13 protein-coding genes are annotated in these 12,191 nt (G+C 65.5%); 4 read left to right on the forward strand and 9 right to left on the reverse strand.

Features of this window, described 5'->3' with window-relative positions; translation table 11 throughout:
* Positions 1–3: 3 nt before the first annotated feature.
* The 4 genes from MED15_RS33675 to MED15_RS29370 all read right to left on the reverse strand — a co-directional run bounded on the left by MED15_RS33675 (position 4) and on the right by MED15_RS29370 (position 2,723).
* Positions 4–465 carry a hypothetical protein gene (locus tag MED15_RS33675; protein ID WP_167457760.1) on the reverse strand — a complete coding sequence of 154 codons (462 nt, stop codon included), beginning with the start codon at positions 463–465 and terminating at the stop codon, positions 4–6.
* An 89-nt stretch (positions 466–554) separates the two neighbouring features.
* Positions 555–980: a hypothetical protein gene (locus MED15_RS29360; RefSeq protein ID WP_112737665.1), complete on the reverse strand. Its 426-nt coding sequence runs from the start codon at positions 978–980 to the stop codon at positions 555–557.
* Positions 981–1,203: 223 nt separating this feature from the next.
* Positions 1,204–2,418: a helix-turn-helix domain-containing protein gene (locus MED15_RS29365; RefSeq protein WP_112737517.1), complete on the reverse strand. Its 1,215-nt coding sequence runs from the start codon at positions 2,416–2,418 to the stop codon at positions 1,204–1,206.
* The gene (locus MED15_RS29370) at positions 2,415–2,723 is read right to left on the reverse strand and encodes a putative quinol monooxygenase (protein ID WP_112737519.1); all 309 of its coding nucleotides are present in this window, start codon (positions 2,721–2,723) and stop codon (positions 2,415–2,417) included. Before MED15_RS29370 ends, MED15_RS29365 begins: the two co-directional genes overlap by 4 nt.
* Before the next feature lie 186 nt (positions 2,724–2,909).
* On the opposite strand from MED15_RS29370, the gene MED15_RS29375 reads away from it, so the two are divergent.
* On the forward strand, positions 2,910–4,379 hold the full coding sequence (locus MED15_RS29375; protein ID WP_244220634.1) for a pentapeptide repeat-containing protein: 1,470 nt from the start codon (positions 2,910–2,912) through the stop codon (positions 4,377–4,379).
* A 320-nt stretch (positions 4,380–4,699) separates the two neighbouring features.
* Here the strand turns inward: MED15_RS29375 and MED15_RS34730 are convergent, their stop codons facing one another.
* The 4 genes from MED15_RS34730 to MED15_RS29390 all read right to left on the reverse strand — a co-directional run bounded on the left by MED15_RS34730 (position 4,700) and on the right by MED15_RS29390 (position 8,589).
* Positions 4,700–5,344: a DUF4145 domain-containing protein gene (locus MED15_RS34730; RefSeq protein WP_112737521.1), complete on the reverse strand. Its 645-nt coding sequence runs from the start codon at positions 5,342–5,344 to the stop codon at positions 4,700–4,702.
* Between the two features lie 105 nt (positions 5,345–5,449).
* Positions 5,450–6,199, reverse strand: coding sequence for a hypothetical protein (locus tag MED15_RS33305; RefSeq protein ID WP_146766759.1), 750 nt, complete (start codon positions 6,197–6,199; stop codon positions 5,450–5,452).
* 294 nt (positions 6,200–6,493) lie between these two features.
* The gene (locus tag MED15_RS29385; protein ID WP_208646747.1) at positions 6,494–7,714 is read right to left on the reverse strand and encodes an HNH endonuclease; all 1,221 of its coding nucleotides are present in this window, start codon (positions 7,712–7,714) and stop codon (positions 6,494–6,496) included.
* Between the two features lie 242 nt (positions 7,715–7,956).
* Positions 7,957–8,589, reverse strand: coding sequence for a hypothetical protein (locus MED15_RS29390; RefSeq protein WP_146766760.1), 633 nt, complete (start codon positions 8,587–8,589; stop codon positions 7,957–7,959).
* 243 nt (positions 8,590–8,832) lie between these two features.
* Here MED15_RS29390 and MED15_RS34420 point away from each other — a divergent pair, with 243 nt between their 5' ends.
* The 3 genes from MED15_RS34420 to MED15_RS29405 all read left to right on the forward strand — a co-directional run bounded on the left by MED15_RS34420 (position 8,833) and on the right by MED15_RS29405 (position 11,371).
* On the forward strand, positions 8,833–9,597 hold the full coding sequence (locus MED15_RS34420; protein WP_225855365.1) for a hypothetical protein: 765 nt from the start codon (positions 8,833–8,835) through the stop codon (positions 9,595–9,597).
* A 488-nt stretch (positions 9,598–10,085) separates the two neighbouring features.
* Positions 10,086–10,817, forward strand: coding sequence for an LPXTG cell wall anchor domain-containing protein (locus tag MED15_RS29400; RefSeq protein WP_112584112.1), 732 nt, complete (start codon positions 10,086–10,088; stop codon positions 10,815–10,817).
* A gap of 173 nt (positions 10,818–10,990) precedes the next feature.
* A complete protein-coding gene (locus MED15_RS29405) occupies positions 10,991–11,371 on the forward strand; it encodes a VOC family protein (protein ID WP_244220642.1) in 381 nt (126 codons plus the stop codon).
* A gap of 34 nt (positions 11,372–11,405) precedes the next feature.
* Here the strand turns inward: MED15_RS29405 and MED15_RS29410 are convergent, their stop codons facing one another.
* Positions 11,406–11,708 carry a MerR family transcriptional regulator gene (locus MED15_RS29410; RefSeq protein ID WP_112584110.1) on the reverse strand — a complete coding sequence of 101 codons (303 nt, stop codon included), beginning with the start codon at positions 11,706–11,708 and terminating at the stop codon, positions 11,406–11,408.
* Positions 11,709–12,191: the final 483 nt, after the last annotated feature.

The raw sequence follows: 12,191 nt of genomic DNA on the forward strand, positions 1-12,191 counted from the left end.
TGCTCAGCCCTCCCCAGCGGCAGCGGCGAACAGGGCGGCCTGCCCGGGAGTACCGGGACCGCGACGCACCACCCGGCGGCGGACCGGCGTCCGGGTCGGCAGCAGCGCGGCCAGGTCGATCGGTCCGGATTCCGGGGCGGGGACGTGGCGGGTCATGGTCGGCAGCCACCGGCCCCGACCGAGCACCGCGCGCAGGTCGACGCGATCGGAGACGTGCGGGGCGATCAGGTCCGGGTCGAGGTGGCGCAGCTTGACCACCGTGCGGGCAAGAGCAGCAGCGGCGGCGGCGGCGATCTCCACCAGCGCCGCCACGCGGACCGCGTCGGCCGGGACGGTGGTGTAGACCTCGCGGGCGGCCCGGATACCAGGACCGGCGAGGCGCATCACCGTGCGGCGGTGAGTGCGGCGGTGGGGGGCGGGGCGCGGGTTCCCGACGATGCGGGCAGCGTCAGCTAGCGTGGGCATCAGCCCAGCTCCTTTCAGGGAGATGAGGGTCAGGCGCGGGGCGGGAGTTGTCTTGGCGGGCGAGTCCCACCCCGCGCGTTCCTGTCTGGTCAGGCCGCCTGCTTGATCGCGGCCGGTTCGGTCATGGCCCCGGCGCGGACCGACCACGCCTGACGCGCCCGGCACTTCCCCGAGCCCTTGCACCGCTGCGAGTCCACATACGGCGTCAGGGTCACGTCGGTGAAGGTCACGGCCGGCGGGTAGCCGGGGATCTTCGACGCCGGCGGCACCGGCTGCACCGGGGCAGCGATCTTCACCTTGACTTCCTTGGTCCCGCCGAACTTCCCGGCCTCCGGGTCCAGGTCCAAGACCTTGACCACCCACAGCCGCTCGCCCGTGTCCTTGTCGCGCGCCTGGTCGTCACCCTGGCCGCGCTTGTCAAAGTCCGTCACCGGCTCCGCACCCAGGCACAGCGCACCCTGCGGGAACACGTAATCGAACGGCACGGGGACCTTGATCGTGTTGGGAATCGCCATCGGTTCCACGTCCTCTCAGTCGCCGCCGGCTCGTCGCCGGCACTTGGCGTTTCGTGCGGCCTTGCCGCACACAAGGGACGGTACCCGCACTTTTAGTGTGGCTCAATACTTAGAGTGCGGGTCGATACGGTGAGCGGGAAAACAGACAAGTCGCCCGCCGTTGGCGCAGGGCCAGCAGCGGGCGACTTGTGATGGTGACTATGAGCAGAGGCAGGCCTCGATCTCAGCGCATGCCGAACCTCTCGGCGAGCGCGCGCAGGTCCGGATCTTCTGACTGGTCCATCCGCAGTAGGTCTGCAACAAGCCCACGCGCCAGCGGGTGTGCCGCCACCCGCTCGGGCGTCAAGTCGGCGGCCTGTGTCAGCGCCTCCACTGCGGCGGCCAGGTTGCGGCGCTGGCCATGGGCGCGAGCGATGTCGATGAGGTACCGGCTCCGCCGTTCAGGCGATAGCCCTGATGGGTCGAGGGTGGCGGCAGTTCGCAGAGCAAGTCCGGCATCGCCCAACTCGACCGCGACAGCCACCTCATGAAGCGCGACATTGGTGGGACCAAACTCCGTGTTGTAGTCGTTGCGGTCCTCGCCGAGGCGTTCCGCAGCTCGTCGCGCTACCTCAATCTCCTGATACGCCCGCTCGGCGTCGTTCTGCCGGGCCGCCACGATGGCCAGTTGGAGATGCAGCGCGCCCGACACCGACAGGGCTCCTGGTTCGCCATCGTCCGCGCGGTCCTCTAGGGCCACCGCGGCTGTACTGGCGGTCTGGTGCGCCCGGTCCAGCCGTCGCGCGGCCTGAAAGACCAGCGTAAGCCGAAACGCGCCCTCGCCCATGAGGAGCACGTCCTCCGCACGCTCGGCGGCAGCGATCGCGCGGTCCGCTGCAACCCAAGCAGCCCCCGAGTCGCCAATCGTGGAAAGCACTGCCGCACAGGCGTGGTACGCCCGAGCAAGCGCCGCATAGACGGCCCGTTGCCCTTCCCCTTCGGTGGAACGAGCCGCGCTCTCTAAATCCGGCAGCAACTGCACAAGCAGCTCGCCGACCTGAGTGACCTCCGACGCGTGCGTATGGCTCCACGCTCGCTCGACCCGATCCGACAGCTCGCCGATATCGACGGGAGGCGACTCTGTCCTGAGGACGGCAGCCAAGGCGTGACTTGAACTCAACGCCAGGCTCAGCTCCGTTGCCGCTTGTGGCTCTTCGTGTACGGCAGCGATCACCGGAGCCTCAGGGGCCAGTTCCGACAGCGGCACATCGAGGACCTGGGCGAGACGCTCAAGGACCGTCATCCGGTCGATCTTTCGAGCCCCCCGCTCAACCTGGGACAGCCACGTCTCGGACCGATCGATCAGACGGGCAAACTCCCGCTGCGACAGCCCTCGCCGCTGACGGTGCAATGCAATCCGCCGCCCCAGCGCGCGCTCGGCGCTCGGGTCCTCGCTCACGAGGCCACACCCTTCATGCCCATCGGCTCCAAGAACTCCACACGAACTCCCGACAGGTACTGCTCACGCTCTGCGAGAGCCCGAAGAGTGTGCGGCTGCCGCTCATGTTCCTCAAAGGCCGCACGATCCCGGTACGCCTCGTAGAAGACCCGCGCCAGCGGCTCACCCTCGACCCGGTGGGTGGCGTAAACCAGCGTCCCGGATTCTAGAGATTCAATGCCTGGCAGCGTCTCCGCCATGAGTCGGTCGAAGCCCGCCGCAGCGTCCCCGTCTTTGAGGTCAAACCGAACCACCAGCGCAAACATTGCAACCTCCCGAGAAGTAGACCCGCACTCTATGTGTGCCATCGTACCGCTGCTGCGGGAACGTGAATGTGATCCGTCCGGTGAGGTGCGACGGGTGGTCTAGGAGACTGAGGTAGCGCTCCGCCGCGCTCAGGCCCCGTTCATGGGTACGACGTGGTTTGCCGCGTACGGGCATGATTCCAGAGTGTGACGAGACGGTTGAGTGTCGCTCTGATGGCGGTCGGCGGGTTGGTTCTGCTGTCGGTCGCGCTGGTGTCGGTCCCCCGGTCCTGGTGGGGTGTCCTGGCTTCCGGATGGCCGGTGCTGGCCCCGGCGGCGGTAGGCGTGGCGGTCCTGGTCGCGGGGGTGCTGCTCTGGCAGCGGAACGGCGTAAAGGCTGAGCTGTCTGCCGCGCCTACACAGCCGGATCGGCAGGTGCAGCCCTTGCGATCGTGGGTGATCCCGGTTGGGGTGGTCCTGGTGGGGATGGTCACCTGGGCGGCGGTCGCCTGGTTGCAGGGCTCAGTGCCGGCGGTGGGTGACGGGGTGCAGCGGGCGCGGTTGCGGGTGGAATCCATCCGCACGGGCTTGACCATCGGCGCGGCGGTAACCGCCGCGTTCGCGCTCCTGCTGGCGTTCCGCCGGCAGCAGTTGGCCGAGCGCACCCAGCAGGCCACCGAGTACGACGCCGGGGAGAAACGGGTCACCGAGCTGTACGTCAAGGCCGCCGACCAGCTCGGCGCAGACAAGGCTCCGGTCCGCCTCGCCGGCCTATACGCCCTGGAACGCCTCGCCCAAGACAACCCGATCCAACGGCAGAACATCGTAGAAGTGATTTGCGCTTACCTGCGCATGCCCTACACCCCACCCGACGACCAGCCGACCCCTACGCACGCCGCCCAACCACCTGCAAACGCCCCCGCTCCCGCCGCCCCAACGGTCGCCACCGGTGACAGCGACAAACCAGCCGTGGACCCCAGGGAAGAACGCCAGGTCCGCCTCGCCGCCCAACGCATCCTCGCCCGCCACCTGCAACCAACAGCCCCAGACGGAGAACCCCACTCCCTGTACTGGGGCCCGAAGATGACAATTGACCTCACCGAAGCCGTCCTCATCGACCTCGACCTCACCGGCTGCCACCTTCACGACGCCACCTTCACGAGAACCCACTTCACCGGCAGCCCCAGGTTCGACGGAGTGACGTTCAGCAGCACCGCCAGGTTCGACGGGGCGACGTTCAGCGGCGCCGCCTGGTTCGGCGGGGTGACGTTCAGCGGCGACGCCGGGTTCGGCGGGGTGACGTTCAACGGCGCCGCCAGGTTCGGCGGGGTCACTTTCAGCGGCGACGCCGGGTTCGCTGGGGCGACGTTCAGCTGCACCGCCTGGTTCGACGGAGCGACGTTCAGCGGCATCGCCGGGTTCGGCCGGGCGACGTTCAGCAGCATCGCCAGGTTCGACGGGGCGACGTTCAACGGCACCGCCTGGTTCGGCGGGGTGACGTTCAGCGGCACCAATTGGTTCGGCGAGGCGACGTTCAGCGGCGACGCCGGGTTCGACGGGGTGACGTTCAGCGGCGACGCCGGATTCGACGGGGCGACGTTCAGCGGCGACGCCAGGTTCGACGGGGCCACCCTCGGCGGGACGAGCTACGACGGACCGAAGCCAGTGACCGAATAGTGTTGCCGAATTGGCCTCTATGGGATCAAGGCGGCCCGCAAGCGGGCGCGCCGGCCCGGCCCCGGCCTGCTGGCGACCTCCGGCCGGCATCGGCCGGGCCGGCCGGCCACGTTGAGGATCGATCAGGTTCTGAAGACCTCGGGGCTCCGCCCCGAACCCCGGCCCTCCTCAGAGATGGGCCGCGGATCCCCTCGCCGGCCACCACGAGGGCTACCAGCCTTCCCGGACAGGGACCAGGTCGTTCGTCCGGTGGGGCGCTCCACCTGGTCCCTGTCCGGGAAGGCTGGACGGTCTGCGACTGCCCGACGAGGAGATCCGCTCTAACCCTTTCCCCCGGCTCTTCGCTGCTGGAACTCCTGAAACTTTGCGGTGAGAACGAAGACATAGTCGAGTAGCGCTTCAGCCAGCGCCAGGGCGTCCTCCGCGTCTTGCCTTGTAATGGACTCCTCCGTGTAGTGGGCGCCTGCGTTGCCCAATACGCGCAACTCTTGGGCCCACTCCAGTAACCGTCCATCGATCACCCCGGCCTTATTGAGGGCTTCGAGCGATCGCCTGAGAACCGACTCCTCTACCCCGTTTTCGGCGCAAACTCCTTCGATCGTGCGCCGTACCATCACGACGGACGCTCTATAGGCCTTCGCCTTGAAACACGTGCGTGCCTCTTCGTGGATACTGCGGAGGCCCGCGGGGATCGCTGTACTGAGAAGGCGGTGCTGCGGTGGCCACATGACGAACGGGTCGTCCCACTCGACCCCGGGGCCCAAGTGTTCACGACCGACTAACAGTGGACCCCGGCAATGCTCGCACTGCACCAAGGCAATCCGCGTTGGCGGCGACCAGCCATCGCTACTCGGGTTTTCCTGGTACATGAGTTCCCCAGCGATCACGCAGCTAGAAGGCTTCTCGCATCCAGCGCAGATGAGCGACATGCGGGGCGATTCTTTGTTTCCAGCCATCAAACCCATCCCTTGTAGGACCTTCTGACTGGATCGGCGCCCGGCGCTGTCCCGATTAGCAACAGCCAACAGAGTTGTGCATCGAATCCAGCTTGGTGTCGAACGGCATTGAATTTACGGGGTAGGCCCCTGTCTTGCCAGCCCAATTTCCTCACGGAACCATGCTGCCACGTGGTGACTTCCAAAGATTAGGTCGGCAACCATTGAGCCAGTAGGGCTAAGTGCGATCTGCGGGTCGCTCTTCATTGTCGTTCCCGTGAAAACAAAGAGGTCTAAGCTCATGAGCGTGTTAAAAATCTCGCTCGACCGAATGCTCGTCCCGGCCATGAAGTGGCGGGCATTGCGTCGACGCATGCCGTAAACGATGCTCGTGAAAAGAAGAACGGCATTTGGGTCGAGTTCACGGAACAGTCTGACCGCGGTACGGCCCAAGCCTTCCGGCAGTGGGGCTCTATCACGATCGAAAACCTTGGACCGCCCCACCCCGTCGCCTTGCTGGTGGTTGGCCAGCAGTTGCCTAACCCTTATCTCGACACGCTCTGCTACCGCTTCGGGGTCTATTGACTCAGCCTGGGGTGCAGCTTGCCCCGTAGGTCCGGAAGAAGCCGCCTCGGCGACCTCTCTCACTGCATCCTCTGTAGCAGACCGGAGAAGAGCAGAAAGAACCTTATTGAACTGATCAGACTGGTTCGTCAGTAGAGCGTTTGCGGTAGACCGTACCTCGGCAAGGGCAGACTGCGTTTCCGAGTTGACCCGCTCGGTTTGGGTCAACTGCTGCGCCGATCCCTGTGCTTGCGCTAGCGACACAATCAGCTGCGCTGCAAAGGCAAGCACGGCCAATGCCAAGGCGATCGTAGACAACACGTCTACGTCCTTAATTCCTACTATTACACTCAGTGTCCCCAGTGACGTTATGGCAACCGCAAGGAGCGCCAGGGTGAGCCACGACCACGGCACGTGCAGACCAGGCCGCCGATGGTCGCGTCTCTCACTCCATTCCACGGAGGAGTGAGCGTCGCTGCCGATCCTGGGCTGTGAACTGTCCCGCATGTTAGGCCGATCGCTAGGGGAAGGTGGTATGAGATGACATGGCGTATCGCTGCTAGACCCTGGTGCAGGGTGATCCGGGATGGACAACCTAGTTTCGCAATAGTCCGATCATGTCCGGGCCGAGCCGGCTGGCCTCGGACCTCCGTCGGGAGCATTCTTGGGCTGCGCCGCCCACCACTCGTAGCGCCAGTTCATTGCGTCCGAATGAGGCTTCTTCGGTAGGTCCGCGATCGTGGCGACGTAAATCCCCAGGTTGGCTGCAGTAAGGCCCGGCTGCGTCTGCACCTCGAACGTCTCTGGATGGATAGCGAAGAGGCCGGAATCGAACGCACGATGGAGGGCAGCGTTCATTGGCAGACCGTTCCGTGGGTCACTGGATCCACCCGCGGCATCAGGAACTAGGTGAGCAGCATCAAGCATTTCCGGGACCGTTACGCCCGTGAGCGGACAGCGCGACCCGTACCTCTGGATAACCCTGAGCTTGAACAGACGCTGCCCTGGACGTTGCTTCCGCGACCCGTTAGCACGGCGGCTGTTGTTGCCGAACAAGCTGAAGGGCTGATTGTCGGAATCGTCATGGCTTAGGACCTTCGTCGGCGCCTGGCCGTCGAAGGTCAGGGAGAACACCCTCGCCCGATCATCCCACCCTTCAACCCAGGCGAGACGCACCTCCCGCCAGCGTGATGACGGTGTTGGCTTCGAGATGACGAAGAGCGGAACGCGCAGCTCGGCTGCCTTCTTGATGGCGTCGATTTCGCTATCGTCCCGCTTACCCGCTCGGTTGGTCATTGGGTAGTGGTAGAGGATCCCGTCGTCGCTCAGGTCGTCGGCGTAGTGGATGCCCGTGTGCAGGACGCCCACCGCAACGCCCGCCGGATCGATTTCCTTGGTTCGCTCGGAGTCGACCCACACTCCTTGCCCGCCGCCGTACGCACCCCACACGCGTACGACGTCCGCCGTCACGTAGCCGCTGGTGTTTTTCGCGTGTGCGAGATGCTGATTGACGGATAGACGCCAGGTCCTCTCTCCGTCTGCCGTCGCCGGCTTGCTGTTGACGACCGTGAACCCCAGCCGCGACAGAGCCCGGTTAGCACCCGCTTCCCCGCCACTGAACTGATCGTGCCGAAGGGGACCCATGTCGGGGCGTTGGTGCCCGTACGCCACCCCCGCGATGGCCTTCGCGTCGTGTAGCTGGCCATCCACGACAACCCAGTAGCGCTGCACACCGCCATAGCCGTAGCGGTCGCGAAAAATCGTGCGGCCAAGCGCGCGGTATTCCTCAGCTGCTTTGCGGACCGCGGCCGCCTCGGTAAGCCCATCCAGGATCATCTCCGCCACCCCCTCTAGGTCCCGCATCGTAAGGGCAACCGCCCACAGGTGGGTGACAGCAGCGAGTGACAGCACCGGCCCTGGACGGACCGACGTAGCGGCGAACGGGTAGAGCGCTGGGACCGTTGTTCGGACCCTTCCGCACTGAACCAGACAGTCCGGCCGAGGCACGAATCAGCGGGTGCGGCCTGGAAGCCATGATGGGAGGCACCGGGCGGAACAAAGCCGGACGGTCGTCCGCGTCACTGCCAGACCTCGTCGCCCTCACCATCAAGATCCGGGTCGTTGGAGCGAGGGATAAGGCTGGCGCGGCTGGCGCCGGCCAGCTGTGAGTTGAACGTGTAGGACAAGAGCGGGCTCCACCTGCGACGGGTCCGCCAAGACCGCGGCTCCACAAGTGCCTCGATCGTCGCCTTGTACGGTCCGTCCTCAAGAAGGCGAGGCGGGTCGGCGCGCTGAAACTCGATGAAACACTCAACTGCCTTACGGCCGTCTACTGCAAAGGGCGCCGCGAACGTGCGGGTTTCGTCCTTGGGGTAGACCGCGGTGTGAGAGGCGATCCAGCGAAGCTTCATCGGAAACCCTGCCAGGTCACTGCTAGGCCCGCCCTTCGATGCGTCAATCAGGAGCCGCAGGTCGGTCACCACCAACGGGGCGGGAGCCGGGTTGTGTAAGACCAGAGGCACCACGAAGACGAGCTTCCTGGGAGAGAAGGCGCCGCTATAGACGTGGGAGGTGTAGCAGCGCAGACGTCCCCGCCGGACCTGGATCCACCAGAAGGAGGCAACGGTGAAGAGGAGAGCCAGGACCGCCGTCGCCAGGCTCGGCGTTATCCAGGCATCCCTGCCGTCAAAGATCGGCATGGCGAAGGGCATTGCCGCAAGGTACACCTGAAGGGCCGATCTGGGCGGTACAGCCTTCCGTACAGCCAAGACTGCGGCCAGAGGCTGACACCAGCCGACAACGACAGACGGGCTGACCAGGAGCGCCATAGTCTAACCAGCCATCCGCGATCTTCTTCTAATCCCAAGGCCGCAGGTTCGAATCCTGCCGGGCGCACAGGCAAGCCCTCCCTCTGACCAGCTCCATGGGGCAACTCGTGCTGCGAGCGCGCTCCGGTGGCCCGTGGCAGCCTCGAGCGGACGCAGCAGCGCCTGTGCGGCGAGATCGATACCCTGCCCAGTCGGTCACTGCGGGTGAAGGTCTACGCCGGGTCGGACCCGATCAACGGGAAGCGGCACTACCTGACCGAAGCCACCCCTGCCGGCCGCACCGCGGCCGAGGAAGCCGAGAAGGCCCGTAACCGACTGCTGGTCCAAGTGGATGAGCGGCGCAACCCGCGCACCCGCGCCACGCTCGACCTGCTGGCAAATCCGTCACCTCGTCAATGGCATCGGGATGGCTTGACGACAAGCTGCACGTGTCGTGCGGGGTTGCAGCATTATGACCGTCCATATAGTCTTCCCGGCACTGACGGCAGCTCAAGGGCTGTCGCTTACAAACCATCAACGGGGGAACTAGTGGGAATTAAGCGACTGGCGGCGATTGGTTCTGCCCTCGGGATCGGCATCATGATGACCGTTCCTGGGGTAGCCAATGCAGCAAACTCTGGATGCGTTTACGAGGGCTCCGACCGAGCGTGCTTCATCAACCTCTCTAATGGGCAGGCCCAACTTGAGGTGTGTGACAACGAGGCCGACGGCAACGGTGTGTATGCATGGTTCTACAGCGGCATCTACCACACGGCCTCGATCAAGGTCGGTGACGGCAACGGAAGCAGTGCTGGCTGCGGGACGCGCGTCTGGAGCGTGGGAGTTTACGACGTGAAGATCTGCGAAGATGACGCAGGCGAGGACACCTGTCGTTGGTTCACCTCGTCCTAAGGTGGCAAGCGAATCTCCTCGCCGAGCGTGGTTAACCAGCCGCCTTCCGGTAGTCCCGGCTGCTTGCCCAAGCTCGGAGAGGAGATTCGCAACTTCTCCGTGACATGACCCCGCTACCGAGTACCTGCGGGAGTAGTAGGGGTGACGTCCGGGCCTCCTCTGCGGAAGGTGCCGCCAGTCTGTCTCCATCCCTGGATAGGGGCCACGGACTGCGAAGCCCGTTCGGGGTCAAGGGTGGTCGTAGCTCATCGGTGCGCCAATGCGTAAGGCCTTGACGCCGGGCGGCATAAAGGCCACCATCACAACGCCTACAGCCTGTCCCCTGCGGCGGACCACTGGACCATTTTTCATCCCTTGTGGAGGGGTTGAGCAGCGAATCCTGCCGCGTCTTGCTCATTGCGAAGTCTTGGACGTGCATCCGGCCTTGCTTTTTCACCCACTGACGGTAATATCTCCGTGTTTTTGCTTGCAACGGGGAGGAAGACCACATGCGATGGAAGTTCCCGGCCGGCGCCCTATTGGCGCTGGCCTTTTTGATTCCGGCGGCACCGGCGGTGGCTCACATCGAATCGCCCGGGCTGAACGAGGCCTGCCAGACGGTCGAGCGCAAGGTGTACAAGGACATCCGCGAACTTGTCACCATCGACCTGGATACCGCCACCGATCAGGAGGTACGGGTGTTGGCCGCCCAGATCCTGGCCGCGGCGAACGCCGACTCGTTGCCCGTTCTGCCCGGCGCCATCCAGGATGCGCTGAAGGGCACTGAGGACGAGCTCCGCGCATTCCTCAAGACGGGCGTGCAGAATGCCTGGTCAACGGCTCTGCGAATCACTGTGGTCCGAACGTTGACGGACGCCGGTGCCAACGTGGAGGCGGCCGCACAGAAGGTGCTCGGCGAGGCGACCGTCGATGCCTACCTGGCTTACCTGAACGACGGCCTGTACGCCGCCCGTGAGCTTGACTGCGCGTCTCAGCCCACCCCGACGCCGACGGCTCAGCCCACACCGAGCGCTACGCCCAGCGCCACGACGACCGCTGTACCGACTCCTACCGTCTCCGGCAGCCCGGGTGCACCCGGCGGCGACGGTGGCGAGGGCGGTGGGCTGCCCGTGACCGGTGCTGACACCGCGACCGTGGCCGGCATTGGCAGTGTGCTCCTGCTCCTCGGCGGCGCGGGCTACCTGATCGGACGCCGACGCCGTTCCCGCTTCGTGGCGTAGCTCAACTGACGCGCCCGGCTCGATGCGTCGTCGAGCCGGGCGTGTCAACGCCGTTCGTGGCCGTCGCGGATGCAGCGGGGGCGGTCGTACTGGGCGAACGCCCGCTTGCGCCATTTCGTCGGACCTGCCCGCGTAGCGAGAAGTCACTGCGTTGATAGCGTCGGACGGTGTCGATGTTCCGCACTCCCCAGGTGATCCTCTTCAGCGAGGACGTCTCCCGCGCCGCCGAGTTCTACACCGGTCTCGGCTTCACCGAGACTTTCCGGGTGCCGGCCGAGGGTGAGCCGATCCACATCGATCTCGTGCTCGACGGCTACAAGATCGGCGTCGCCTCGGTGGCCTCCACCCGCGACGACCACGGGCTCGACCCCGTGTCCCAGGGCCAGCGGGCCGCCGTGATCCTCTGGACCGACGACACCGCCGCCGCGTACGCCGAACTCACGGCGGACGGCGCCCCCGCACTGGCCGCACCACACCGGTGGCTTGATCGCCTGCTGATCGCCTGGACCGCCGACCCGGACGGCAACCCGATCCAGATCGTCCAACAGCTCTGACGGTCTCGTCTGGCAGGCCCGCCCGGACGTGTGCTCAGCCCTGCTGGTGACGCTCATTGCGCCGAAGGGCCTCTTCGAGTTGGTCCTCAAGAATGATGATCCGGCAGGCCGAGGCCAGGTCGGTGCCCTGGTCGCACATCTCCCGAGCTCGCGCGGCAAGTCGCAGTTGGTAGCGGGAGTAGCGGCGGTGCCCCCCACTGGACCGCTGCGGGTCGATCAGTTTCGCAGCGCCGAGTCGGCGTAGGAAGTCCTGCGAGCAGCCGAGGATCTCGGCGGCACGGCCCATCGTGTAGGCGGGGTAGTCCTCATCGTCGAGCATGTCGTCGGGTTGAGCCATGGAACCTCCATCACGAGGGCCCCGGTGCTCGGAAGCACCGGGGCCCAAGGGTTGTGGGTCAGGAACACCATCTACCGACAGAACGTCGGCTTGTCTTGTCCGCACCAGCCGTCAGGGACGGCTTCGGGTGCGAGGATCGCGTAAGCGTGACCGGAGACCACCTCTCGTTCGAGGGAAACTGCGGTGTCCGCGCCCAGCCCGTGAATGCGACTGGTAGCGGGCGATCCAACGGTGTAATGCCCTCCCTTGCCTCTGATTTCCTCTGCCGTACTCCGTGCTGTCCGTCGGTGTCCGAGCCCCACGCGACTTCATGGCCCCAACACGTACGACGAACTCTTCTCACCTCGGGTGAAGCCCTGAACAAGCGTCGGCCCCACCCGCTGTCACACGCATTCCTGCGTACTAGCCAACTGCGGCAGATGTCTGCCGCCGAGCTGAGCAGGCCCTACAGGTTCCCTGGGCCCCACTCCTTCGCCCTCGTGC

It is taken from the genome of Micromonospora noduli (assembly GCF_003264475.1).
GTDB classification, from domain to species: domain Bacteria; phylum Actinomycetota; class Actinomycetes; order Mycobacteriales; family Micromonosporaceae; genus Micromonospora; species Micromonospora noduli.

Coding starts and splice junctions, on each gene's coding strand:
- MED15_RS29370 (WP_112737519.1), bottom strand. CDS start 2,723: ATGTTTGCGCTGGTGGTTCGGTTTGACCTCAAAGACGGGGACGCTGCG.
- MED15_RS34730 (WP_112737521.1), bottom strand. CDS start 5,344: ATGGGTTTGATGGCTGGAAACAAAGAATCGCCCCGCATGTCGCTCATC.
- MED15_RS29385 (WP_208646747.1), bottom strand. CDS start 7,714: ATGATCCTGGATGGGCTTACCGAGGCGGCCGCGGTCCGCAAAGCAGCT.
- MED15_RS29400 (WP_112584112.1), top strand. CDS start 10,086: ATGCGATGGAAGTTCCCGGCCGGCGCCCTATTGGCGCTGGCCTTTTTG.
- MED15_RS29410 (WP_112584110.1), bottom strand. CDS start 11,708: ATGGCTCAACCCGACGACATGCTCGACGATGAGGACTACCCCGCCTAC.
- MED15_RS33675 (WP_167457760.1), bottom strand. CDS start 465: ATGCCCACGCTAGCTGACGCTGCCCGCATCGTCGGGAACCCGCGCCCC.
- MED15_RS29360 (WP_112737665.1), bottom strand. CDS start 980: ATGGCGATTCCCAACACGATCAAGGTCCCCGTGCCGTTCGATTACGTG.
- MED15_RS29405 (WP_244220642.1), top strand. CDS start 10,991: ATGTTCCGCACTCCCCAGGTGATCCTCTTCAGCGAGGACGTCTCCCGC.
- MED15_RS29390 (WP_146766760.1), bottom strand. CDS start 8,589: ATGCCCTTCGCCATGCCGATCTTTGACGGCAGGGATGCCTGGATAACG.